This is a genomic window from Nocardia sp. NPDC004278, from assembly GCF_053602975.1.
The window spans coordinates 58,962-83,523 of record NZ_JBSGEQ010000024.1 but is presented as its reverse complement, the minus strand read 5'-3'; the positions used below and the strand labels follow the sequence as shown (position 1 = coordinate 83,523).

21 protein-coding genes and 1 pseudogene are annotated in these 24,562 nt (G+C 67.2%); 8 read left to right on the top strand and 14 right to left on the bottom strand.

Translation table 11 applies throughout. The annotated features are described in order from the left end of the window. Positions 1 to 10 precede the first annotated feature (10 nt). Complete coding sequence (locus ACWEO2_RS30580; protein ID WP_452408499.1) at positions 11 to 1,432, bottom strand: MFS transporter; 1,422 nt, start codon at positions 1,430 to 1,432, stop codon at positions 11 to 13. A gap of 71 nt (positions 1,433 to 1,503) precedes the next feature. Here ACWEO2_RS30580 and ACWEO2_RS30575 point away from each other — a divergent pair, with 71 nt between their 5' ends. Both ACWEO2_RS30575 and ACWEO2_RS30570 read left to right on the top strand, forming a co-directional pair. Beyond that, positions 1,504 to 2,517 carry a GlxA family transcriptional regulator gene (locus ACWEO2_RS30575; RefSeq protein WP_452408498.1) on the top strand — a complete coding sequence of 338 codons (1,014 nt, stop codon included), beginning with the start codon at positions 1,504 to 1,506 and terminating at the stop codon, positions 2,515 to 2,517. A 170-nt stretch (positions 2,518 to 2,687) separates the two neighbouring features. Next, positions 2,688 to 3,341 (top strand): HAD family hydrolase, encoded by a 654-nt coding sequence (locus ACWEO2_RS30570; RefSeq protein WP_452408497.1) that lies wholly within the window; start codon positions 2,688 to 2,690, stop codon positions 3,339 to 3,341. Here ACWEO2_RS30570 and ACWEO2_RS30565 read toward each other — a convergent pair. Both ACWEO2_RS30565 and ACWEO2_RS30560 read right to left on the bottom strand, forming a co-directional pair. After that, entirely contained in the window at positions 3,338 to 4,321 is a 984-nt protein-coding gene (locus tag ACWEO2_RS30565; RefSeq protein ID WP_452408496.1) for an NAD(P)H-dependent flavin oxidoreductase, read from the bottom strand. The genes ACWEO2_RS30570 and ACWEO2_RS30565 overlap by 4 nt on opposite strands. A 65-nt stretch (positions 4,322 to 4,386) precedes the next feature. Continuing rightward, the gene (locus ACWEO2_RS30560; protein WP_452408495.1) at positions 4,387 to 4,980 is read right to left on the bottom strand and encodes a TetR/AcrR family transcriptional regulator; all 594 of its coding nucleotides are present in this window, start codon (positions 4,978 to 4,980) and stop codon (positions 4,387 to 4,389) included. 21 nt (positions 4,981 to 5,001) lie between these two features. Between ACWEO2_RS30560 and ACWEO2_RS30555 the strand changes: the two genes are divergently transcribed. Then, the gene (locus tag ACWEO2_RS30555; protein WP_452408494.1) at positions 5,002 to 5,370 is read left to right on the top strand and encodes a hypothetical protein; all 369 of its coding nucleotides are present in this window, start codon (positions 5,002 to 5,004) and stop codon (positions 5,368 to 5,370) included. Beyond that, positions 5,367 to 5,861 carry a hypothetical protein gene (locus ACWEO2_RS30550; RefSeq protein WP_452408493.1) on the top strand — a complete coding sequence of 165 codons (495 nt, stop codon included), beginning with the start codon at positions 5,367 to 5,369 and terminating at the stop codon, positions 5,859 to 5,861. The genes ACWEO2_RS30555 and ACWEO2_RS30550 overlap by 4 nt, the downstream gene beginning before the upstream one ends. A 315-nt stretch (positions 5,862 to 6,176) precedes the next feature. Here ACWEO2_RS30550 and ACWEO2_RS30545 read toward each other — a convergent pair whose 3' ends face one another. The 4 genes from ACWEO2_RS30545 to ACWEO2_RS30530 all read right to left on the bottom strand — a co-directional run bounded on the left by ACWEO2_RS30545 (position 6,177) and on the right by ACWEO2_RS30530 (position 9,489). Beyond that, positions 6,177 to 7,427: an RNA polymerase sigma factor gene (locus ACWEO2_RS30545; protein WP_452408492.1), complete on the bottom strand. Its 1,251-nt coding sequence runs from the start codon at positions 7,425 to 7,427 to the stop codon at positions 6,177 to 6,179. 58 nt (positions 7,428 to 7,485) lie between these two features. Next, entirely contained in the window at positions 7,486 to 7,833 is a 348-nt protein-coding gene (locus ACWEO2_RS30540) for a YciI family protein (protein WP_452408491.1), read from the bottom strand. Positions 7,834 to 7,940: 107 nt separating this feature from the next. Further along, complete coding sequence (locus ACWEO2_RS30535) at positions 7,941 to 8,744, bottom strand: ABC transporter ATP-binding protein (protein WP_452408490.1); 804 nt, start codon at positions 8,742 to 8,744, stop codon at positions 7,941 to 7,943. Between the two features lie 73 nt (positions 8,745 to 8,817). Beyond that, positions 8,818 to 9,489: a FadR/GntR family transcriptional regulator gene (locus tag ACWEO2_RS30530; protein ID WP_452408489.1), complete on the bottom strand. Its 672-nt coding sequence runs from the start codon at positions 9,487 to 9,489 to the stop codon at positions 8,818 to 8,820. Between the two features lie 251 nt (positions 9,490 to 9,740). On the opposite strand from ACWEO2_RS30530, the pseudogene ACWEO2_RS30525 reads away from it, so the two are divergent. Continuing rightward, positions 9,741 to 10,811: pseudogene (locus ACWEO2_RS30525) on the top strand (2-isopropylmalate synthase); the annotation flags it as partial. Between the two features lie 264 nt (positions 10,812 to 11,075). Continuing rightward, positions 11,076 to 13,376, top strand: coding sequence for a LuxR C-terminal-related transcriptional regulator (locus tag ACWEO2_RS30520; protein ID WP_452408488.1), 2,301 nt, complete (start codon positions 11,076 to 11,078; stop codon positions 13,374 to 13,376). 6 nt (positions 13,377 to 13,382) lie between these two features. Here ACWEO2_RS30520 and ACWEO2_RS30515 read toward each other — a convergent pair whose 3' ends face one another. From ACWEO2_RS30515 to ACWEO2_RS30495, 5 genes are all read right to left on the bottom strand, one after another. Continuing rightward, on the bottom strand, positions 13,383 to 13,898 hold the full coding sequence (locus ACWEO2_RS30515) for a DinB family protein (RefSeq protein ID WP_452408487.1): 516 nt from the start codon (positions 13,896 to 13,898) through the stop codon (positions 13,383 to 13,385). 90 nt (positions 13,899 to 13,988) lie between these two features. Beyond that, complete coding sequence (locus tag ACWEO2_RS30510; protein ID WP_452408486.1) at positions 13,989 to 14,837, bottom strand: alpha/beta fold hydrolase; 849 nt, start codon at positions 14,835 to 14,837, stop codon at positions 13,989 to 13,991. Beyond that, positions 14,837 to 16,057: a 3-hydroxy-9,10-secoandrosta-1,3,5(10)-triene-9,17-dione monooxygenase oxygenase subunit gene (gene hsaA / locus ACWEO2_RS30505; protein WP_452408485.1), complete on the bottom strand. Its 1,221-nt coding sequence runs from the start codon at positions 16,055 to 16,057 to the stop codon at positions 14,837 to 14,839. Before hsaA ends, ACWEO2_RS30510 begins: the two co-directional genes overlap by 1 nt. 121 nt (positions 16,058 to 16,178) lie before the next feature. After that, complete coding sequence (locus ACWEO2_RS30500; protein ID WP_452408484.1) at positions 16,179 to 16,883, bottom strand: response regulator transcription factor; 705 nt, start codon at positions 16,881 to 16,883, stop codon at positions 16,179 to 16,181. Between the two features lie 131 nt (positions 16,884 to 17,014). After that, positions 17,015 to 18,505, bottom strand: a complete 1,491-nt coding sequence (locus ACWEO2_RS30495) for an FAD-dependent oxidoreductase (RefSeq protein ID WP_452408483.1) — start codon at positions 18,503 to 18,505, stop codon at positions 17,015 to 17,017. 169 nt (positions 18,506 to 18,674) lie between these two features. Here ACWEO2_RS30495 and ACWEO2_RS30490 point away from each other — a divergent pair, with 169 nt between their 5' ends. Both ACWEO2_RS30490 and ACWEO2_RS30485 read left to right on the top strand, forming a co-directional pair. Next, positions 18,675 to 21,104 (top strand): PEP-utilizing enzyme, encoded by a 2,430-nt coding sequence (locus tag ACWEO2_RS30490; RefSeq protein WP_452408482.1) that lies wholly within the window; start codon positions 18,675 to 18,677, stop codon positions 21,102 to 21,104. Positions 21,105 to 21,163: 59 nt separating this feature from the next. Beyond that, positions 21,164 to 22,102, top strand: coding sequence for a tyrosine-protein phosphatase (locus ACWEO2_RS30485; RefSeq protein ID WP_452408481.1), 939 nt, complete (start codon positions 21,164 to 21,166; stop codon positions 22,100 to 22,102). Positions 22,103 to 22,181: 79 nt separating this feature from the next. Here the strand turns inward: ACWEO2_RS30485 and ACWEO2_RS30480 are convergent, their stop codons facing one another. Together ACWEO2_RS30480 and ACWEO2_RS30475 are read right to left on the bottom strand one after the other, a co-directional pair. Continuing rightward, positions 22,182 to 22,811 carry a maleylpyruvate isomerase family mycothiol-dependent enzyme gene (locus ACWEO2_RS30480; protein ID WP_452408480.1) on the bottom strand — a complete coding sequence of 210 codons (630 nt, stop codon included), beginning with the start codon at positions 22,809 to 22,811 and terminating at the stop codon, positions 22,182 to 22,184. Positions 22,812 to 22,919: 108 nt separating this feature from the next. After that, positions 22,920 to 24,518, bottom strand: coding sequence for a hypothetical protein (locus tag ACWEO2_RS30475; RefSeq protein WP_452408479.1), 1,599 nt, complete (start codon positions 24,516 to 24,518; stop codon positions 22,920 to 22,922). Positions 24,519 to 24,562: the final 44 nt, after the last annotated feature.

The following is a 24,562-nucleotide window of genomic DNA, read 5'->3' as shown; positions in this document are numbered from 1 at the left end:
GAGCGGGCCGTCAGGCCCGGTGATCGCGCGGGTGGCCGGGGCGGTAGGCAGTGCCGGCTACGGTGGCCAGCGCACCGACCGCCACCATGTACAGCCACCCCAGGCGGAAATCGGACAGGTCCGGATGGGCGGTGCGGCCGATGATCGCGGTGAGGATGGCGACGCCGAGGGCGGAACTGGTCTGGCGGGCCATCATGAGGGTGCCCGATGCCAGGGAGAGCTGGTCGGCGGACAGCAGGGCCGAGGCGCCGAACAGCGGCGGCTGCAGCAGCGCGGTGCTCGCGCCCGCCAGGACGGCGCCGGGCAGGAACATCGCGAAGTAGTCGGTTGTCGTGCCGGCTGTCAGCGCCCACCATCCGGAACCGGCCGCGATGGTGGCGCCGCCGAGGGCGGCCGACAAGCGCGCGCCGAAGCGGTTGACGAAACGGCCCGAAAAAGGTGAGAGCACAAGGCAACTGAGCGGAACGGGCGTCACCGCCAGGCTGGCCCGCAGGATCGAGTAGTGCCAGTGTTCGGTGAGGAATAGGGTGGCTTCGAGGATCATGGCCGCGAAAGCCAGGTAGTAGCAGAAGACGCCGAGGGTGGCGATGCGGAACATCCTGTGCCGCAGGACGACCGGGCTCACCACGGGATCCGGATGGCGGCGCACGTGCGCGGCGAACAGTGCCGTCAGCAGTATTGCGGCGAGTAGACAGGCCAGCGTGGCGGCGCCGGTGTATCCCCAGTCCGATGCCTGTACGAACGCCGTCGTGAACGCCGCGGTGGCGCCGAGAATCAGTGCGGCACCGAGCATATCGAGTCGGCGGTCGGCGTGCTGGCGGATATCGGGGAGCACGCGCAATCCGAAGAGGAAGGCCGCGACGGTGAACGGCACATTCAGGAAGAAGATCCAGCGCCACCCGGCCTGGAGCAGTAGGCCGCCGAGTACCGGCCCGCTGCTCGCGCCCGCGGCCGCGATGGCGGTCCATATGCCCATTACGGTCGGATGTTCGCGTTTGGCGAAGGACGGCAGCACGAGACCGAGTCCGGTCGGGATCAGTATCGCGGCGGCGATGGCCTGGACCACCCGGGCGGCTATGAGCGCGGCCAGATTCGGCGCGAGCCCGCAGGCGATGGACGCCAATCCGAACAGTGCGATGCCCGCGAGGAAACCGCGTTTGCGGCTGGTGTCGTCGGCTAGGCGGCCGGCCGGGACCAGTAGCGCCGCCATCACGATCGTGTAGGCGTTGAGGACCCAGGAGACCGCGCTCACCGTGGCGCTGCCGAACGCGGATTGCAGCGTCGGAAAGGCCACGGTGACCGCGAGCAGGTCGAGGATGGCCAGATATTGGGCTACGGATGCGACCGCGAGCACGCGCCAACGACGCGGATTCGGTGATTCGACTGGTGTATTCGCTTCGCGTAGCGCTTGGTCCGCGGTGATCGTTTGCATGAAATCGACTATGTGCGGCGGCGGTTCACCGGACGAGTGTCAGAAATGCCAACATGCGCTAGATTACTGCCATGGAGTCGAACGCGACCGGCCCGGGAACCCTGGCTGTTGCCGTTGCACCCGGTCAGCCGGTGTTCGAGGTGGCGATCCCGTATCAGGTGTTCTTCGAGCCGCCGCCGGGTGTCGACGGGGCGCGGTGGTACGAGTTCAAGCTGTGCGGCCCGCGTGACTCCCGGCATGCGACGCTGCGGGATCCGTTCGTGGCATTGACCGATTACGACTACGACGACCTGATCGCGGCCGATACGGTGATCGTTCCCTCGATCCCCGATGTGCGCCGAGACCCACCCGCCGACCTGGTCGAGGCGGTACGCGCCGCCTACGAGCGAGGCGCCCGGATCGTGTCATTGTGCTCCGGTGCGTTCATCCTCGCCGCTGCCGGATTGCTCGAGGGTCGTCGCGCCGCCACGCACTGGAAGCACGTGCCAGCGCTGATCGAGCGATATCCGGAGATCGACGTCGACCCCACGGTGCTCTACATCGATGACGGCCAGATCTGCACCAGCGCGGGCACCATGGCGGGCCTGGATCTGTGCATCCACCTCATCCGCAAGGATCTCGGCTCGCAGGCCGCCAATGCGGCGGCGCGAAATATGGTGGTGCCGCCGCACCGTGCGGGCGGCCAGGCGCAGTACCTCGAATCCCCGGTGCCCGCCTGTGCGAGCGATTCCGGCGTTGCCGCGACACTGCAGTGGGCACTGCAACGACTCGACGAACCGCTGACGGTCGCCGATCTCGCCGAACATGCCAGCATGAGCGAACGCACACTGGCCCGCCGTTTCCACGCCGAACTCGGTGGCACACCCCTGCAGTGGCTACTGACCCAAAGGCTCATCCGCGCAAGGGAATTCCTCGAAGGCACCGACCTACCGGTCGATGCGGTCGCGGCGCGCTGTGGGTTGGGGAGTGCGGCCAATTTGCGTGCGCATTTCGGTCGCGAAGTGGGCATATCGCCCAGTGAGTACCGGCGATCGCATCGGGCCGACCGACATGAGGTGGTGATCGGAACGGTCGAGGGTGCGTGAGGCTCGCCCGGCGCGGATGCGGTGGGCGGGTGCGCGGGCGGGGTGGCTGGCCTAAGGTGGGTGTCGTTGCTCATCAGGTCTAGGCGAAACCCCCCACCGCGGGGCGGGTCGATGGGTTGGCCATCGGGTCGTCACCTGTTCGGTGTTGTCGGCGAAAGGCTATGTCCCGGATGCACATTGCGGCAGTTGTCTTCGATATGGACGGTGTTCTGATCGATTCGGAGCCGGTATGGGAGCAGGTGCGCCGCGGCTATGTCGCGGAGCAGGGCGGGCGGTGGCTACCGGATACCCAGCAGCGGTTGATGGGGATGAGCACGGGGGAGTGGTCGGACTATCTCAGTACCGAGCTCGGGGTCGGTGTGCCACCGGACACCGTGGCCAATGATGTGATCGAGCGGATGGCCGAGCATTACGAGCAGGCCGTACCGCTGCTGCCGGGTGCGGTCGAGGCGGTGCAGCGCCTCAGCGAGCATTGGCCGCTGGCCGTCGCGAGTTCGTCACCGCGAACGTTGATCAATACCGTGCTCGGCCGCACCGGGCTGATCGAATTCTTCGGCGTCACCTTCTCGACCGAGGAGGTGGATCGCGGGAAACCCGCACCCGACGTCTACGTGGCAGCCGCCGCGTTCCTTCGACACAAGTCCACCGAGTGCGCGGCGGTCGAGGATTCCAGCAACGGGCTGCGCGCGGCACACGCCGCCGGAATGCGCGTCATTGCCGCCCCGCGCCCGGAATATCCGCCGGCCCCCGACGCCCTCGCCTTGGCCGCGGAGGTCATCGACACCCTCGACAAACTCACCCCCGAACTCGTCGCCGGGACCTAACGCCCAGCCAGTTCGGCCACCGCCTGCTGCGCGGAGACGATGTCGGTGATCCGCAGTGCGGATTCACCCGCGTACAGCGCTGTCCGATCCACCCACGATCTCGGCATGCCCTCCAGTGGCGCCACCGGGCTGAACAGCGGAAGCGATGGCACCTGCATGCGCGCCACGGACCCCGCACTGCTTTCCGGCACCAGACGCGCCAGCGGGGCACTGCCCGCGTTGATCAGTGCAGGCAAGCGTCGCGCCGTGCCGTCCGGATGGCACCACCGCTGGGTGGCGCCATTCGGAACCACTCGATGCCGAGCGGGCCAGCCCAGCCCGAACAGCGTGGTCTCGATGGTCCTTTCCGCGGACAGCACTCGCTGCCGATAGCTGTCATGAGCCTCGGATTCTGCCGTCAGGAGGAAGCGGGTGCCAGCGACAACCCCCGACGCGCCGGCTGCCAAGGCCGCGGCAGTGTCGGCCGACGACGCCACTCCGCCGGCCAGCAGCACCGGACGCCCCTGGGCGAGCTCGATCGCGTGCGGCAGAAATCGCAGTGCCGCAACGGTTCCCACCAGATGGCCGCCGGCTTCGCGGCCCTGTGCGATCAGTCCGTCGACACCCCAGGCCACCGCATCCCGGGCTTGGTCTTCGGTGCCGACCATCATGAATACGAACACACCGGCATCTCGAAGTTCACGCACCAATCGCGCGTCGCCGCCGAAAGCGATCACCGCCGCGTCGACACCCTCGTTCAGACATGCCTCGACATGCCCTCGCCGTAGGAACGGCATCAGCAGATTGACCACCACCGCCCGCCCCGCGGCCTCGTCCCGCACCCGCCGAATCGCGGCACGCAGTTCCTCCGGCGGATGCAACCCGATCGTCCCGAGTCCACCAGCACTCGCGACCGCCGCGGCCAACCGGCCGCCCGCGACGCTGCCCATTCCCGCCTGCGCGACCGGAACATCCAACCGAAGCCTGTCGAGAAAATCCACGAAACGACCCTAATCCGATCCATCGCAAGCTGAAGCCAGCTGAATTGGGGGGCTGCCGGCGAGGGTCAGGGGCGGTAGGACTCGAGGAGGGCGCGGGCGGCGGCGGTCAGGTCGGTTTCGAGCCAGTCGGGGAGGGTGCGGGCGTGGGCGTGGCGGCGCAGGGCGGCGTAGGGGAGGTCGACTACGGCGCGGCTGATGGCATCGATTTCGCGGTCGCCGTCGCGGCCGAAGAGGGCGGCGGCGATGCGGCGCAGATGCTCGATGAGCGGTGCGTTCATGCGGTCGAGGCGGGCGCGGAATTCCGCGTCCGGTCCGCCGTCCAGTAGGTCGCTGGGGCGCAGGTTCAGCAAAAGCTTTGCGTCGTCCGGTAATTCGCGTCCGAACTGGACGCTCGCCACGGCCATCGCGACTCCGGCCCCGATCGGGTCCGGATCGGTGGCGGCGGCTTTGATCCGATCCTGGAAGCGTTCGAGTGCGCGCAGCCAGGCCGCGGTCAGTACGCCGTTGCGATTGCCGAAGCGGTGGTAGAGCGTGCCGACCGGGGCTCCGCTCGCCGCCGCGATCGCCGCCACGCTGGCGGCGCGGGGACCGTCGGTGAGCACCAGGGTGCGTGCTGCGTCGAGGATCACGTCGGTGTCGTGCTTGCGGGGTGGCGCCATCTACTAGTACGTTCCTTCTATATGGAGCGATTGCCCTACATAGATGAGCATGCCAGATCGGTCGACGCGAATCGCGACCGGGCGTGGAAAGCCTTGCTGAAAGTTGTCTGCAAGGATCCACACGATCCATCGAAGGCTCCGACCGGCTTCGTACTCGATGCGGCCGAGGAGCCGAGTCGGCTGGCGCTGCGGGGGCGGCACTGGTTCTCGCGCTATGCGCTGGTCTTCGAACTCGACGAGCAGGGGCCGAGCCGGACGCTGGTCCGGGCGCGCAGCTGGGCCGAATTTCCGGGCCTGCACGGCAAGATCTATCGAGCATTGGTGATCGGCAGCGGCGGTCACAAGATCGTGGTACGCGATATGCTCCGGCGAATCGCGGCCGCGGCATGATTTCCGGGTTGGTCTGGGGTGCGACCAAGGCCGAACGCGAGCATCCGCTGCCCTGTGACAATCTGCAACCCGGCGGGATACAGGCAGACCGGGCCATCAGTATCGATGCGCCGCCGAGTGTGGTCTATGCCTGGCTGTGTCAATTGCGCGTCGCGCCTTACAGCTACGACCTGCTCGACCATTTCGGCAGGCGCAGTCCGCGGCGGCGCGATCCGGCGCTGACCGAACTCGAAGTCGGACAGCGGTTCATGTCCGCGTTCACGCTCGTCTCGTTCATATCGTGCCGACATATCACCCTGGTATCCGGCAAGATCTGCGTCACCTACGCCGTGCGGCCGGAGGGGACCGGCACCCGTCTGACGGTCCGAATGCATTGCGGCGCACCGTGGATCATCGCCCGCGCCCTAGCGCTCGGCGATGTGGTTATGATGCGCAAGCAACTGCTGACGCTGAAGGAGCTGGCGGAGGCCGAAGCACGCGCTTCCACCTGAGCACTAATGCCGCCTCCACATAGCTCCTGCCGTATCCCCCTGGGTCCAGGAGCGGTCGAAGGTAGTCGAATGGTGGTTGCCGCCGCAGATTCGACCGCATTATGACTACGCTCGGCGGGCAGGCGGAGTGGGTGGGGGAGCAACCTAGCTGGGCGGGGGCTTGGTTTGGGCGATCGCGGCCCTGGATTTTCGTATTCTGCGAGTTTCGTGATGGATGCACCGGACGCGAGAACATCTGGCTGGACGTCGCGGTGATTGTGCAGCAGTTTGACGTGTACCGGGGAGTGTGTCCATTGTTGCGTGGGGGTACGCGGTTTATGTTGTCGGCGTGCGGGGTTGGCGTCCGCGCGCTTGTTTGCATTCGGCGATGCGGTCGAGTAGCAGCGCCTGTTCGGCGTTATTGCCGGTTAGCTGCGCCGCCCGGGCGAATTCGGCGCGTGCCTCGTCCAGGCGGCCGAGCCGTTCGAGCAGATCGCCGCGAACGGCGGGCAGCAGGTGATAGGTGTCCAACGCGCCGGTGGCGGCCAGTGCGTCGACCAGCTCGAGTCCGGCGGCCGGGCCGTGCACCATGCCGACCGCGACGGCTCGGTTCAGATCCACGATCGGCGACGGAAAGCGTTCGGCGAGAACGGCATACAGTCCGGCGATGCGCCGCCAATCGGTCTCCTCGGTGCTGGGCGCCATGGCGTGCACCGCGGCGATCGCGGCCTGCAGCGCGTAGCGGCCCGGCGGCAGCCCATGATTGCGGCTGACCGCATGGGCGCGCCCGAGTGCGGCGAAACCGCGGCGGATCAATAGCTGATCCCAGTGTGAACGCTCCTGATCCGCCAGCAGGACCACGGTTTTCGTGGGTCCGATGCGCGCGGCGGAGCGCGAGGCCTGTAGCTCCAACAGCGCGGCGAGGCCGTGCGTCTCGGCTGCATCGGGCATCAGCTGCGCCAGCATCCGCGCCAATCGCAGTGCGTCCTGGCATAATTCGACGCGAATCCAATCATCACCGGCGGTCGCCGAATAGCCTTCATTGAAGATCAGGTAGACGACCTCCAGGACCGAATCCAAGCGCTCGGCCAGCTCATCCCCGTGCGGCACCGCATAGGGCACCCGCCGAGCGGCGATGGTGCGTTTGGCCCGGACAATGCGCTGGGCGACAGTCGATTCCGGTACGACGAAGGCGCGTGCGATCTCCTCGGTGGTCAACCCGCCGAGCAACCGCAGCGTCAATGCCACCCTGGCGGGTGCGGACAGCACCGGATGACATGCCGTGAAGATCATCCGCAGCAGATCGTCCTCGATGTCCTCATCCGCGGACTCGGGCTCGCGATCTTGGTCGGTCCGCAGTTCGTGACCGACCAAGGTCAGCTTGCGCGCCAGATTCTGGTTGCGCCGCACCAGATCGATCGCCCGATGTTTCGCGGTGAGCATGAGCCAGCCGCCCGGATTCGGCGGGACACCGTCGCGCGGCCACTGCTCCAGGGCCGCGACCAGCGCGTCCTGGGCGAGTTCCTCGGCGGCGTCGATATCGCCGACGATCCGGATGAGTCCGGCGACCAGGCGCGGCCACTCCATCCGCCAGACCGTTGCGACGGATTCTCGGATCTGTTCGGGCGACCGGCTCATCTGCACATCAGCCCTCTTGCAGCTGGCGAATTTCCACCTCGATATCCCATTCCGGCCCGTGCACGGCGAGGAAGCGCGAGGTCCATTCCACTGCCTCCTCCTTCGACTTCGTCTGCAGGATGCAGTACCCGCCGACGACCTCCTTGGATTCGGTGAACGGACCGTCGAGCACGGTCTGCTTCCCGCCGGACTGGGCGATCTTGGTGGCTTCGGTGATCGAGTGCAGACCGGCGGTATCGAGCAGCACCCCGGCCTTCGTCATCTCCTCGATCACCTTGGTGACCTGTTCGATCAGTGCCTCGTCCGGCTCCGGCGCATTCGTCGGGTCGACTCGGATCAGCATCATGTGTCGCATCTGGCCATCCTTCGCTCGGTGGTCGGCATTGTCCGACCCTCACCTCAACGCATCGAACGGCGCGGGCTCGAATCGACATGCTCGGCGAAAATTCTTCCGGAACCTGCTCATGCCGGCCAGGCGCGGACCGCGGCACGCGCTGTCCAGCGGCCGCCGTCGTAGCGCACGGTCACGGGGTGGTCGAAGGCGGTGGATACGGTCTGTGTCGTGACCGTATCGACCGCGGGTCCGGCGGCGACCATGCGCCCACCGGCGATCAGCAGCGCGTGGGTTGTGGTGCTCGGCAGCTCCTCCAAATGATGCGTGACCAGTATCGATGCGACCTCGGGATGGGTTTCGCCGAGCGCGTCGATGGTCTCGAGCAGTTGTTCGCGCGCCGCCACATCGAGTCCGGTGGAGGGCTCGTCGAACAGCAGTAGGCGCGGTTCGGCGATGAGAGCGCGCGCGATCATGGTTCGGCCGCGTTCGCCCTGCGACAGCGTCGGCCAGATCTCCTCGGCCTTGCCCTCGAGACCGACGATATCGATCATGGCGTCCGCGCGGCGCAGGTCATCGGGTGTCGGTGTCCAGCGCATCGGGGTGTCGATGGTGGCGGTGATGCCGGTGAGCACGACCTCGCGAACGGTCAGCGGAGAGCGCAGTGGGTGGCGGGGATTGACATGCCCGATCGAGTGGCGCAATGGGGCGAGGTCGACGCGGCCCATGCGCTGGCCGAGGATGTCGACGGTGCCCGAGGTCGGGAAGGTGACCGCGGCGCAGAAGCCGAGCAGGGTGCTTTTACCCGCGCCATTGGGGCCGAGCAGTGCCCAGTGTTGGCCCGCGCGCACGGTCAGCGAGATGCCATCGATGATCTGTTTGCCCTCGCGGCGGAAGGTGACATCGGTGAGTTGGAGCACGGGGGGTTCGGTCACGGGAGATCTCCGTTCGGGTCGAACGCTGTCGTTTCGGCGATGCGCGCCGTCGCGCGATGCGACCGCCGGGTGGTCACGAGAACGCTTGTTTGAGGGTGGTCAGGTGGGAGCGGCTGAATTCGGCTGCGGCACTGGGATTTCGGTGTGCAATCGCGTCGGTGAGCCGAATGTGCGCGTCGTGGTCGGCGGGTTCGGACGGGACCGGGCGGATTTTGAGCATGTCGATCATGGCCACCCGCAGCCGGGGCAGGAAGGTGTCGAAGAGTTGGGTGAGCACATCGTTGTGCGCGGCGACGATGACGGCGCGGTGGAAGGCCATATCGGCATCCACATGGTCGGCGATCGGTTCGCCGTGTGCCTCCCGCGCGGCCAGTGCCCGGCGGATGGCGCGCAGATCGGCGGGGGTGCGGCGCTGTGCGGCCAGGGCGGCGGCCTCGGCCTCGATGGCGATGCGGGCCTCGATGACCGCGGCGATGGTGGCGCGGCGCAGTACGACGTCCCACTCCTCGGTGACATCGAGGGCGGTGACGAAAACCCCGGCGCCCTGACGACTGTCGAGCACGCCCTTGCCGGCCAATTCGCGGATCGCCTCGCGCAGTGTGGATCTGCCGATACCGAGCTGTGCGGCCAAGGTCGTCTCGCTCGGAAGGCGATGTCCCAGTGGCCATTCCCCGTCCCGGATGCGGGTGAGTAGCAGTTCGGCCGCCTGCGCCGCCAGTGGCTGGCGCCGTACCTGCGAGACCATCGCAACCTCTCTACTTGTCTGAGGAGTTGTGTATAGTCTAGCAATCATGCGCACCATGCTTCTGCTCAGCCGCCACGGCGGGGCCTAACGACCGGCCTCCCGCCGTGGGGCTGCGTCGTGGCCGGTCACCTCTCGGTGACGGCCGCCGAGGCCAGGAAGCAGTAATCATGAGCACTTTCCCCACCATTGCCACGCCGTCCGGTGCGCTGGCGGGCGATGCCCCGGCGTGGAACCGGCAGCGGCATTCGCGGATGCCCTCGCACCGCTATCGCGATATCTATGATCGCGTGGAAGTGCCACTGCCCCAGCGCGATTGGCCCGATGCCCGGCTCACCGATGCGCCGCTGTGGGTGCCGGTCGATCTGCGTGACGGCAACCAGGCGCTGGCCGAGCCGATGGATCCGGTGCGCAAACGGCGGTTCTTCGAACTATTGGTCGCCATGGGCTACAAGGAGATCGAGGTCGGCTACCCCTCCGCATCGCAGACCGATTTCGACTTCGTCCGGCTGCTCGCGCGCACCGATATCGCGCCGGCGGATGTCGCGATCGTCGTCTTCACCCCGGCCCGCCGCGATCTCATCGAGCGCACGGTGGCGTCGGTGCGCGGCATCCGCAACGAGGTCGTCATCCACATGTACACGGCGACCGCACCAACCTGGCGAAATGTGGTGCTGGACAAGGATACTGCCGAGTTGCGCGAGCTGATCCTGTCCGGTGCGCGCGATGTCCTCGAATTCGCCGGTGACCTGCCGAATGTGCGATTCGAATTCTCGCCCGAGGTCTTCAACCCGACCGAGCCGGATTTCGTACTCGATATCTGTGACCGCATGACGACGCTGTGGGATGCCACGCCGCGGCGCCCGGTCATCCTGAATCTGCCCGCCACCGTGGAGGTCGCGACGCCGAATGTCTATGCCGACCAGATCGAATATATGCACAAGAATCTGGCCAGGCGCGCGAGCGTGATCCTGTCCGTACATCCGCACAACGACCGCGGCACCGGCATCGCGTGTGCGGAACTGGCCGTACTCGCGGGTGCCCAGCGCGTGGAGGGCTGTGTCTTCGGCAATGGTGAACGCACCGGCAATGTCGATATCGCCACCCTGGCGCTGAATCTGCATGCCCAGGGCATGGATCCGATGATCGACTTCTCCGATATCGATGAGATCCGCCGGACCGTCGAGTACTGCACGCGCATGCCCATCCACGAAAGGCATCCGTACGCAGGCGATCTCGTGCACACCGCGTTCTCAGGCACCCATCAGGACGCGATCAAGAAGGGGATGGCCGAACACCGCGACCGGGCCGCCGCCACCGGTGTCGCCTATCCGGTCGAGGTGCTCGGTCTGACCCAGCAGTCGATCGGCTCGGGGAACAGCGGCACCGCGATCACCTACCTGGAATACCGCAGCGGCGAGCGCACGGGATGGGCCTGCGGACGCAGTGATTCCGTACTCGCGGCCTCGATGGCCGCGGTCATGCGAGCGGCGAATACGCTGGTGGTCGACTAGCGAACTGGCCGCGAATCCGGCATCTCGGTCAAAATGCCCGAGACGGCGGCCACACGTGAAAAGGTATGCAGCGTGGTGCGGCACGAGACAGGGAACCTCCCCGCTGAGGTGACGAGCTTCGTCGGTCGTGGCGCCGAGGTCGCCATGGCGCGCAAGCTGCTGTCCAGCACGCGTGTGCTCACGCTGACCGGGCCGGGTGGTGTCGGCAAGACCCGGCTCGGTCGGCGGGTCGGGGAGGCGGTGCGGCGCGCCTTTCCCGACGGCGTGTGGTTCGTCGAGGTCGCGCATGTGCACGACGGGGAACTGGTGGCGCTGAGCGTCGCGCAGACCTTGGGTCTGCGCGATGACACCCGTTCGCCGGTCGTGAGCCTGACCGACTATCTGGCGGACAAGAGTCTGCTGTTGATCCTGGACAACTGCGAGCACCTGATCGACGCGTGCGCGGCCTTGGTGGACCGGCTGATTCCGGCGACGACGAATGTGCGGATACTCGCGACCAGCCGCGAACCGCTCGGGGTCTCGGGCGAGCAGGTCATGCCGGTGGCGCCGCTCGCGGTGCCGGAGGTGGATGGGGATGCCCAGGCACCTCACCCGGCACACGTCGATAGCGACGCGCTGCGGCTGCTCATCGATCGGGCGGTCGCGGCGAATCCGGACTTCCAGGTCACCGCTGCCAATCGCGGGGCGCTCGCGGCGATCTGCCGTCGCCTCGAGGGCATTCCGCTGGCATTGGAACTGGCGGCCTTGCGGTTGCGGATGTTCACCCCGGATCAGGTGCTCGCGCGCCTGGACGATGCGATGCGGCTGCTCACCACCGGGTTGCGGACCGCGCCGGAGCGCCAGCAGACCCTGGAGGCCGCCATTCGGTGGAGCTATGACCTGTGCACACCCGATGAACAGCATCTATGGGAGCAGCTATCGGTGTTCGCCGGCGGCTTCGATCTCGAGGCCGCGGAGGCGGTCTGTATCGTCGATCCGGCCGATGCGCTGCTGGACGCGCTGACCGGGTTGGTCGACAAATCCGTCCTCGGTCATCGCCAGGACGCCGACGGCACCGGCCGGTACACCATGCTCGAGCCGCTGCGCCAGTTCGCCTTGGCGCGCCTGGTCGCGCACGGCGGTGAACGGGCGGTGCGAGTACGCCATCGCGACCACTATCACCGAGTCGCGCAGCGGGGGCGCACCGCGTACTGGGGCAGTGAGGATGTCACCTGGTTCCGCGACGTCACCCGGGAACATCCGAATATGCGTGCGGCACTGCAGTTCTCGCTCGCCGATTCGGACAGCGCACATCGCGCGCTGGAAATCGCGACGGAACTGCGGCCGTTCTGGGAGCACTACCGATTCCTGTTGGAGGGCTATCGCTGGCTGCTGGAGGCCCTGGACAAGGATCTCGACCATACGAAGGATCGGGCGCGGGCACTGGCCGCCGCCTCGGTGATCGCCGCCATGCTCGCCGATCCCGAGACGGCGACCCGATTCGCCGGTGAATGTCTGGAAATCGCCAACGAACTCGATACCGAGGACGTACTCGTCGAACATGCCCTGCTGTCCGCGCTGCTGGCATTCGCCAACGACGATCCGATGCGGGCACTCGATATCGCCGAGGCCGCCTCGGACCGCGCGCGAGCCTGCGCACACCACGGAGTCGAGATGGAGAGCCTGGCATTCGCCTATGTATGCGCGCTGGTGCTGGACGACGAACGCGCGGGTGCCATCGCGGATCGGTTCCTCGCCAAGACGAAGGAGTACGGCTCGCATCTGCTCGGCGGGTTGGGCTATTGGGCGGTCGGGACCTACCACTGGCGAGAAGGTGCGCAGGACAAGGCCATAAAGGATCTGCGCAAGGCGGTCGAGCTGTTCAGTCTGTTCGACCGGTGCGTGTGGACGGCCTCCGGATTCGACGGGCTGGCGTGGGCGGCGACCGCCGATGGCGATCTGCAGCGGGCGGCGCGGTTGATGGGTGCCGCATCGACGGTGCGGCGCGGCAGTACCCAGCGGCTCGCCCATGAGATGACCGAGGTCGTCGGCGATAAGGTGCGTCTTCAGGTGCGCGATGCGATGGGCGAGAAGGAGTTTCGCACCGCCTTCGACGCGGGCGCGGCCCTTGGGCTGGAGGATGCGGTCGGCTATGCCCTCGGCACCGAGCCGCGTCCGGCCGCGCAACCGGTGAAATCCGTTGCGGCAGACGTTCTTACCCGTCGTGAGCGGGATGTTGCGCGGTTGGTCGCGGCGGGCTACAGCAATAAGAACATCGCGAGCGAACTGGTGATTTCGATCCGGACCGCGGAGAGCCACGTCGATCACATACTCACCAAACTCGGCTTCACCTCGCGCACCCAGATCGCCGGGTGGGTCAGCCACAATCAGCTCTGAGGCGGTTCAGTCACCGGTCGCGCCGTCGATGCGTTCGCGCAGGAAATCGGCGTGACCATTGTGCCGCGCGTATTCCTCGATCATGTGCACATAGACCCAGCGCAGGTTGTATTCGGTGGCGCGATAGCTGAAGACGTGCTCGAGCGGCAGGTCGGCGACGGCGGCGTCGGCCAGTTCGATTTCGGCCCGTAGCGCCGCGAGATCCGCGGCGGCGTCGGCATCGGCCACATCGTCGAAATCGCCGTCGGGGTTGTCGTCGCTGCAGTAGAGATAGTCCAGCGATGCACCACGGGTGGCGATGCGGAACCAGCCGCGTTCGCATTCGGTGAGGTGGCGGACCAGGCCGAGCAGCGAGAGCGTCGACGGTGCGACACATCGACGTTTCAACTGCTCGGCCACTAGTCCGGCGCATTTCCACTGTAGGGTCCGACGGTGCAGGTCGAGCCATGATTGCAGCATGGTCCGCTCGTCGGCGATCAGCGGTGGCTTGGTTCTGGTGATTTCGGGTGCGGTCCATGTCACGGGGCGACTCTAACCCCGGACCCGCGACCGAAGCCCCTGAATTCCCGCAACATCGGCCGGACACCATGCTGCCGACGCTGCGGTAGGGCGCTATAGACCTGAGGTCAGGAAATCGATGACCGCACGCTCGAACGCGTCCTTGCGTTCGATCTGCACCCAATGTCCGCACCGTCCGAACAGTCGCAGATCGGCACGGGGCAGCTGACGCGACGGCAGCAGCGCACCCTCGACCGGGGTGACCCGATCATCGCGACCCCACAGCATCAACACCTCGTGACGCAGTGCGCGCAGCCGCGCCCACAGCGGAACCGCCTCCGCGAAAGCGGGATTCGCGAAGGTCGCATAGGCGTCGCGGATGGCTGCGATGGCGGCCGGAGCCGCGGCCGTGGCCAATCGGTTGTCGACGAGTTCATCGGTGAGCACCGCCTCGTCGAACACCATGGTCCGCAGCCAGGCCAGCACCCGCTCCCGGGTGGGTTCGGCGGTGAAGTCGAGCAACCGCCGAATCCCTTCGGACGGTTCGGGTCCCAGCGCATTGACTCCGACGCCGCCGGGCGCCATGAGCACCAGCCGATCGACCCGCTGACCGTGTTCGAGCGCCACCAGCGTCGCCACCGCGCCGCCCATGGAGTTGCCGAGCAGGTGCACGCTGGGCAGGGCGAGCTGATCGAGCAGCCCGACCACCGCATCGGCGGAGATGCGCAGGTAGTTGCGCTCGTACACCTCGGGGCGCTCGCTCGCGCCGAAACCCGGCTGGTCCAGGATCAGGCAGCGGAAATGCCGGGTGAGTACGGGCAGGTTCGCACCGAAGTTGGCCCAACCCGACACACCGGGACCGGATCCGTGCAGCAGCACCAGCGGTGGACCCGAACCCGCCTCGTGATAGCGAAGTTTCAGCCCGTCGACGGTGATATGGCGACTGGTATCCGCCGCGTCCATCAGACCATCCGATCTTCGACCGGCAGCCCGAATTCACCGCGGCCGAACATGGCCAGGGCCCGTTCGACATCGTTGATCACGTGCACACTGCCCGCGTGTGCGTCGCGCCAGTGTCGTTCGATCGGATTGGGTTTGCGGATCGAGTGCCCACCGGAGTTGTCGAACAGCAGTTCGATGGCCTGGATCGCGCGCTCGGTGCCGCGCACCTGATCGCGCCGGGTGCGCAGCCGGACCTCGTACGGAATCTCTTCGCCCGCTTCGGCATAACGCAATTGTTCGGAGATATTGTGCTCCATCTGCAAGATGGCCGCGTCGATCTCCGAACCCGCGCGCGCGACCCGCACATGCGCGAATCCGTCCTCGGCGACCTTCTGCCCGCCGTAGGACAGCCGCACCCGTTCGCGCATCCGCTCGATATGCGCATCGTAGGCGCCCTGTGCGGCGCCGATAATGGGCGCGGTAATGGTGTTGGAGAACACGCCTGCGAACGGAATCTTGTACAGCGCAGCGGGATTGGCCTCCTGGCCCGGTCCGCGCAGCTGCGATTGTTCGGTGGCGCTGTAGGCGCGGTGATGCGGTACGAAGGCCTTCTCGATGACGATATCGTTGCTGCCGGTGCCGGACAGGCCGACCACCTGCCAGACGTCATCGATCTGATAGTCCTTGCGCGGCACCAGGATTGTCAGATAGTCCTTGGGATTGCCGTGCTCATCCGGTGCGAGTGCGCCGAGGAACGCCCATTGGGCGTGATCGCAGCCGGAGGAGAAACTCCACCGTCCGCTGACCTCATAACCGCCTTCCACCGGGGTGAGGCGGCCGGTCGGTGCGTAGGACGAGGAGATGAGCGTATCGGAGTCCACACCCCACACCTCCTCCTGCGCCGCCAGCGGAAACAGCGCGAGCTGCCACGGGTGCACGCCGAGCACCGATGACACCCAGCCGGTGGACGGGCATGCCGATGCGATCGCGCGAATGACCTCGTAGAACGCCACCGGCGAGGCCTCCGCACCACCGAAGCGGGACGGCTGCAGCATGCGGAACACCCCCGCCTCGGTCAGTTCCCGGATGCTCGCCACGGGAACCCGCCGCGCCAGATCGGTCTCCGCGGCCCGCTCCCGAATCGCCGGGAGCAGATCCCGGACCCGATCGAGCACCTTATTGGGCCCACCCGTCACCCGGCCACCACCCCTCATCGAATCGCTGCGCGATGCTGAGCTCATGCGGGACTCCTCCTGTGTTCCTGGGTTCGCCGAACGGCGCCATGGTTTCGACGCTATGGCGACCGCGGCGGCAACGCGGGGAGCAGTCCCGGTGATCGGAATACCGAGCAGCAGTGCTGCGCTATACCGCTTTCAGGAGCTTCGCGGCTTCGGTGGTCTCGTAGGGGTCCGGACCCCATCGGTAGCCGTAGCCGCGGATATTCGTGATCAGTTCGGGGCGGTCCAGTTTGGCGCGCAATGCGGCCATATGCACATAGAGCTTGCGTGATACGGCGAGCAGCGAATCGCCCCAGACGCAATCCATCAACTGTTCCCGGCTCACCGCGATGCCGGGCCGCTCGACCAGCACCCGCAACAGCTCGAACTCCAGCCGGGTGAGTGGAACCAGCTCCCCGGCCACCTCGACCCGCCGCGCCGCCAGATCCACCCGGACGTCATCGCTGACGACCGTCTTACCGCGCGCGACGGTGGCGACGCCTACCCGGCGCGTCACCGCTTCCAGCCGGGCCGCCAATTCGGCGACGCGCGCCGGTTTCACGACGTAATCGTCTGCGCCGCTGTGCAATCCGAGCACGATCGAACGCTCGTCGGCCTGATCGCCGAGGATCACCACCGGCATCGAGCTGACCTCGCGCAGTTTGCGCAGCACCTGCAGGCCGTCCATATCCGGCAGTTCGAGGCCGAGGATGACGGCGTGATAGCCGTGGTGGGCCAGTAGCAGATCGGCGCCGCGGTGTTTGCGATCGACCTGATGGCCGTGCAGTTCGAGCGCTTCCGCTAGGGCGTCGCCGCCTTTGGCGTCATCGTCGATCATGATAAGCCGCATCCGTCTCACCTTCCCGCACCGTCCCGCCGAAGAGCAGCGATTCTGCATCGTCGCCGCAGATGACGCCGCGTGCAAAGTGATTGCTTCCACTCTTGGGAAGGACAGGCGGACGAACTCACCTGGACGGATGATCAGGTGTGAGCTTTGTTGCGTGCCGCGGCGGCTCCGGCCTTGCGGCCGAAGAAGGTGCCGTCGCCCAGTGAGGTGCCGCTGATATAGCCCTCGCCGTGCAGGCCGGAGCTGGCTCGGCCCGCGGCGAAGAGGTTGGGGATGGGGCTGCCGTCGAGATCGAGGACTTGGCCGTCGAGGGTGGTGTGCAGCCCGCCGAGGGTGAATACGGAGGCTCCGGTGCCGCGGCGGTCACCGGATTCCGAGGGGGGACGCACGCCCGCTCTGATATCGATGGCGGCCAGCGGCGGCGTCAGCGGGCGCAGCCAGCGCTGCGCCTTGTGGAAGTCGGGATCGGTTCCGCGCGCGGCGAATGCGTTGTAGCGGGTGATGCTGGCGGCGAGTGCACCCGGCGGCAGGGCCACCAGTTCGTCGAGTTCGTCGACCGACTCGGCGACATGGGTCGGGCGCACACCCCAGCGCTCGCGCGCGGGCACCTCCTCGTAGCCCTGCTCGTCGAGCACTACCCATACGTTCATATCCTGGCGGAACAGCGCGGCCTGGCCGATGCGGCCGGGATAGGTGTCCTCGTTGACGAAGCGCTGGCCGCGATTGTTGACAATGATGCCGCGCGCGGCGAAGCCGGGGATCAACGAGGCACCGACCTGACCGGCCGACATATGCCGCACGGCGGCGCCAGCGGCCTGCGCGATCCGGATGCCGCTGCCGTCATCGGTGCCAGCGCTGACCTTGGTATGGCCGAGCAGCCGGGGCGCGTGGGCGGCGAGCATATCGTCGTTATCGACGAAGCCGCCGGTACTGAGCACACAGCCGCGGCGCGCCCGAATGGTGAGTTCGCGGCCGTAGCGGCGGGCCACGACACCGACCACCGCACCGTCGGCATCCAGGATCAGATTCGTCACATAGGTGTCGTATTGTGCTGTCGCACCGACGGATTCGGCGGCATGCACCAGGCAGTCCAGCAATAGCTTGCCGCCGAAATCATTGGTGGTCGGCCGGTGGCCACGCGGGGCTGGGGTGGCGAGTTCGGTAAAGGGCCAACTGTTCTCACCGAGCCACATAAGCCCGTCATCGGTGGGCGGCACCCAGGCGGGCGCGTCCCAGAGACTCGGTTTGAACGGCACACCCCGATCGACGAGCCAGTGGAAATGTTCGACACTGTGCTCGCTGTAGTGCGCGATCTTCTGCTGGTCCGCGCCCGGTCCGAGCGCGGCCACCAGGAATGCCGCCATCCGCTCGGGACTGTCGTCGAATCCGCACGCCCGCTGAATCGGCGTACCGCCACCGAGGTAGATCTCACCACCCGACATTGCCGATGCGCCGCCCGGCCCACCGGCCCGATCGACCACCAGCACCTCGGCTCCCGCGGTCGCCGCCTCGTATGCGGCGCAGGCCCCCGCACAGCCGTATCCGACGATGAGCACGTCGGTCTCGATGTCGTAGGACTTCACCTCGGACGCCGCGCGCGGCGCGACCGGATTGCGGACCGTCATGGCCTCGAGGTTGCGCTGGCCGACCGGGTGGCGGAAACGATGATCTCGGTGGTCGAGTCGGATGCTCCCGGTCAGTGGGACTGGAACCGGTCGCCGCGCCCCGCACTCGCGATGGTGTGTGAACGGCGTCACGTTTGCCTGTTCCGGCGCCAGTGAGGAGAGGAAATCGATGCGGGTTCTGGTCACCGGAATCACCGAGCCGAGCGGTCGCGCGGTGGCGCGCATGCTGTTGGCCGCCGGGCACGAAGTGGCCGGACTGGACCAGCGGTGGCATCGCGGCATCGATCCGCGGGTGCAGTTCACGGCCGGAGATCCCGCCGACCGCGCGGCCTGCGCGCAAGCGGTCGAGGGCTGCGCGAGCGTCGTGCATCTGGCCGGACGTGGCATCGCCGAGGTCGCCGCTGCGGCACGCAATGCCGGCGCGCGCGTGGTGGTTCCGGTGATCGCGGGTGCGCGCTCGGCGCGGCGATCCGAGGTCGAGGCCGCAGTGCGGGGTGCGGACGGTGTGCTGGTGCGCACCGCGCCGATAGCGGGCCGCCGGATCGATCACGAAACCCGCCGCGCACTGGAGCCGATCCTCGGTTCGAAATCCGTCGACGGGTTCCAGCTGCTGCACAGCGACGACCTGGACCGCTTCCTGGTACTGGCCGCCAGCGCACTGCCGCCCGGCGGGGCGGATGGGCTGGAGATCGTCGAGCTCGCGGCCTCGGGAGTGGTCACCACTGCGGAAGCACGCCGCATGTTGCGCGAAGCGGGCGTGCGGTACCCGTCCCGGGTGCCCGGTCGATCCGGCCCGCAGCAGCTGTTGGATCCGACTGTCGCACAGGAGAAATGGGGCTTCCGCTGCGGCTGGACCGCCCGCGAGGTGATCGCCGATCTGGTGCGCAGCATGATCGGCCGCAAGCCCGACGGCACCGGGTTCCGCACCCGTCGCGGCGCTATCCCGTTGCCGTCGCATGTGATTCCCGCCCGTGCCGCCACCTCTGACAACCACCCGCTGGCCGATATCGCGCCCGACGGGCTGGAGGGTGAGTTCGACGATCGGGTCGACGAGCGCTATCCGGTGCACACCGCAACCAATACCTCCGAGGCGCTGCCCGGCCCGCTGACCCCGCTGACCATCGACCTGCAGGCCGGTGCGATCCGCCTCAGCAACGAGGCCATGGGTGAGATGATCGCGCTCGACGGAATCGCCTTGGAGCACTGGACGAGTCGGGTCACCACCGTCCTCGGCCACCACATCTACATCAATGCCTCGATCGGTGTGCTGGCCGCGGAGAATATGCCGGGCTGGGACGAGGAGAGCATCCGTCGCGATGCCTACGGCAATATTCCGGCCGAGATCGCCCTGCAGCCGCACGGAAAGCCGCCGATGCCGACCGGGCTCGCCAGCTCCCTGGCGACGGCGCGCGCGACCTCCCGTGTCATCGCCACCGCGCGCCGCTTCGCGAAGACGGCGGAGCTGATCAATGCCGCTTCGCATGCGGAAGCGTTGAGTGCCAGCGATATTCGTGCACTCACCGATGAACAGCTGCACGTGCGCGCCCTGCTCTGGCGCGATCGCCTGCACCAGGCCTGGCAGGCCGCGGCGATCGGCGTAATGATGACGGGCGCCGCCACCGCCATCCACGCGCGCGGCAAGGATGCGGGCGAGGTTCCCATCGACCTGAACCGTTTGGAATCGGCCAAACCCATGCTCGCGGTGGAGCGACTGGCCGAATTGTGCCGTGCCGACGCGGATCTCGCCGAGGTGGCGCGCGCCGGCGATATCGCCGCGGCACGGGCGATATCGCCCGCCTTCGCGGCGGCGCTCGACGAGGAGCTGGTACGGATCGGCCACCGCGGTCCCGGCGAATGCGAGCTGATCAATCCGACATTCGGTGACCGGCCCGCACTTCTGGTGAGCGCCGCCGCCCGCGCCGCACAAATGCCCGCGCCCAAGCGCGAACCCGTGGATCCGTCGCCGAGCCGCACCGCGCGAATGGCGGCCGGAGCCACCGTTGCGCGGGAACGAGCGCGCGATGGCGTCGTCCGGATCACCCACTGTCTGCGACTGGCCGTGCGCGAGCGGGCGGATCGGCTGGTTCGCGCCGGTCGGCTGGGTGAGCTCGATGACGCCTGCTACCTGACGCTGGATGAAATCTTCTGCCTCCCGGCCGATGCGGCCGACAAGGTGGCCCGCAGGCGTGCCGAACGGCTTCGGCTGCATGACATCCGGATGCCGGATGTCATTGCCGGACACTGGGAACCGGTCGCCGAGGCGGCCGCGCTCACCGCCGACGAGAGCCTGACCGGCATCGGTGTCTGCCCCGGCGTGGTGGAGGGCCGGGTGAAGCTGGTGCTGTCGCTGGACGACGATATCGAGCCCGGTGACATTCTGGTCGCCGCGGTGACCGATACCGGGCACACCGCCATGTTCGCCTACGCCGCCGCGGTGATCACCGATATCGGCGGCTCCGCATCGCATGCCGCGATCGTCGCTCGCGAGTTCGGCATTCCGTGTGTCGTCGACACCAAGACCGCCACTACCCGGCTCGCCGATGGTCAGCGCGTGCGCGTGGACGGTGCGGCCGGGACGGTCACCCTGCTGGCCGACTGAGCCCGGCTCGAAGCTTGGGCCGCGACCTCTTGCGGCCCATGATGAAAGGAACACCCCTCGTGAAGAATTCGCGCGCTTACCGCGGCGCTGTCGCGGCCGCCGCCGCAGTGCTCGTCGGCGTCCTCCCGGCGCTGGCCGGTCCGGCATCGGCGGCTCCGGCGCTATCGGGTCCGGCCGCGCCCGTCCTGCTCTCCCCGGGCCAGGCCGATCGGCCGATGGGCCTGGCGCATGCGCCGAATGCCCGCGATATCGGCGGCTATCCGGCCAAGGGCGGCAGTAGGCTCGCGACCGGCGTCGTCTACCGCTCCGACGCGCTGGCCAAACTCGATGCGAGCGACCAGCAGAAGCTGGTGTCGTTCAATATCGGTCAGGTCATCGACTTCCGCAGCCCGATCGAAACCGGTCGCGATCCGGATCAGCTCCCGGCTTCCATTCGCCGCACCGAGCAGCCGGTCTACGATCCCGCCAATGACTTCTACCTCATGGTGGCGCGACTGATCCAGGCCGGACCGGCCGCGCAGCAGGAGGCGCTCGGCGGCGGCAAGGCCGCCCAGATCATGCGCGATTACTACGGCTGGTTCGTCTCGAATCCGTCCGCACGTGCCCAATTCGCGCAGGCGTTCAAGGATATTGCGACCGCGCAGGGTGCGGTGCTGTACCACTGCACGGCGGGCAAGGACCGCACCGGCTGGATGACCGCGATCCTGATGGGCGCACTGGATGTGCCGAAGGGGCAGATCTACAGCGACTTCCTGGATTCCAATGACAATCTGGCGGCCGGGAACAAGGCGCTGCTCGATGGGCTCGTCGCCCAGGGCCTGGTGACCGATCGCGCACTGTGGGAACCCATTCTCGGTGTGCAGCGCGATTTCCTGGACGCGGCCTTCGATCAGGTCCAGACGTCGTACGGGTCGTTCGACCGGTTCCTCAGTGACGGTCTCGGGGTCGACGCTGCGACGCTCGACGCGCTGCGGACGAAGCTGCTCACCAAGAACTGAGCCGCGGATGCCGTTGCTGGACACTGTGATCCAGCACGTGCCGGTGTCGTCGCGACGGCGACACCGGCACTCTCGCGGCCTACCCGGACGTGGTGAATCGCGCGGCCGCGTCGCCGCGCACACTCCCTACGGGCAGTGTCCGCCCGCACAACACCAGCAGCAGATCCTGAGCCGAGCCCGCGAGCACTGACCCGGTGCCGTAGCTGAAGTCGAGATCGTCGGCCCGCAATTCGATCCCGTCCAGATCGACGCCGAAATACTTGACACTCCGCGGCGAGAGTGCGCCGAGCACCAAACGCATCCGATCCGCCGGAACCACCCGGTCCAGCCCCAACGCGACGGTGATATCCAAGCCGTGGATGACGTCATGACTCAGCGCACCCGCGAACCCGCCACCCGGCGGCTTCCACGGATGAGTCACGTTATCCCGCACCGCGGCTATCAGGTCATCGGCCGTGAGCACCGCGGCGTCGGCTCGTGCCGTCCTATCCGCCATCCTGTTGAAATTCCCACGCGCCTTGAGCATTTCGAGTGCGAATCTCGGTGTGGTCAGCCGAAACGGCATGGTGATATGCGCGACGACCTCCCGCACCCGCCACCCCGCGCACAATGTCGGTTCCTCCCACTGCCTGGCGTCCAGCCCGCCGAGCAGATCCGCCAACTCACCCCGCTCGGCCTCGATCGCCTTTCGCACCTCGGTATCTGTCATCGAGCCTCCTCCGCCCGTCCGTATGGTCCTTTCCATGACCTGAGACGGACCTGCGCCCGGAAATTCATCGGTTGGCGTTTCGCTGGGCGGTGAGGAAGTGCCCGCATATCAGGCGACCTTGAGTCCGGCGTAGGTGGCCGCCAGCAGTCCGCCGACGATGCCGAGGCCGAGCAGCGGGCCGAGCGTGGCGACGGTGAGGCAGCCGAGGCCGATCAGCGCCGCACCGGTCAGCGAGGTCACCATGGGAGCGGAACGCGACATCAGCCCGAAGAACTCGGTGGGCTCGGTGGGCTCGGGTTCGCAGGGCGGTTCGCCGTCGTGGACGAAACCGACGACACCGGGCAGCCGCCGGTTCACCAGCGCCGCACCGTGCCCGCCCTTGATGTAGCGCACCTGCAGCGTGCCGGGCGGAACGGAGTCGAATCCGGTGAATCCGCCGACACCGACATCGCGCATACCGAGCCCACGCAGGGCGCTGCACAGCCAGGCGACCGGTTTATCGGCGCTCGCGCACACATTGACCAGGGTGCGGATCTGCCCGTTGTCGGCGCATTTCACCCAGTCGAATTCCCGGGGCAGCACACTGCCCGCCAGGAAGACATTGTGGAATTCCAGCGCCGGAATCTGCTCGAGCGATTGTCCGAACAAATAGGTGCCGTTGCTGTGACCGACGAAGTGGAACGGAACGTCGGGATGCCGGGCCCGATAGTAGCTGTACTGATCGGCGAACCAGCGCAGATTGCGTCGCCGGGTGAACGGCAATGCGAAGTCGTAGGCCGACAGCCGCCCGTACGACGGGGTCACCACCAGCACGTCCTTCTCGAACTCGTGCAGCTTGGACTCGAGTTGGGTCGGCCATTCCCCATTGCCGGACCGAATTCCGTGCAGTGCGAACACAACCGACTTGATGGCTGCCTCGTGCTCGGGCAGTGGGCTCGGATCGGTGGCGGCGACATCCTCGGTAATGGCCCAACGCAGGATGTCGTAGCGCTGCCCGGTGTAGTCCTCGCGGACCTTGCGTCCGGTGCACGCAATATCGCCGTGCGTCGAATTGGGCATCAGCTTCTGTACGCCGGTGGGCAGCGATTCCAGATCGCGGCTGTCCTCGCGGTCCACCGCCCAGTCATTCGTGGCGCGCACCTGCACGACGGTCGGCGCCTTCTTGCCGAGATCGGATATTTCGCGCAGCCATTGGATGCGCAGGTTGGTGATGAACGGTGTGCCGCAGAGCAGGTCGAACACGGTGAACATCCGCAGCAGCGGCGCCAGCAGCTTCGCCGCCACCCGGCACGGCCATGGCGCGCGGTCGAGAGCTATGCCGCGGTTCGGCGCGGCCAGCAGCACGATGCGGGTGACCGCATCGGCCCAGGCCAATTGCGGGCCGTCGAGACCGCGCAGTGCCTGTAGGAAGGCGTAGCGGAGCATGACGCCGCCGATGCTGTGTCCGATGAGGACGATCTCCGAGGTCCGGCGCGGTCCGCTCCAGTACGCGTCGATGCGATCGGCGAGATCGCGGCAGCGTGCGGTCAGACTGCCCCGGCTCAGCCGGGTGACCGGCTCCGGGAACTGCCAGTAGATGGCCTCCTCGGGCCCGTATCCCGGCTCGTGTCGCAGCTTGTTGAACAGGTCCTTGGCCGCGTGCGGCGGTTCGGAAAGACCGGCGACGTAGACGACGAGCCGACGTCGCGGTGGGTGCGCGGATTCCATGATGATCCCCCGGGTACGGTGCCGCCGATCCTCACTCGACAGCA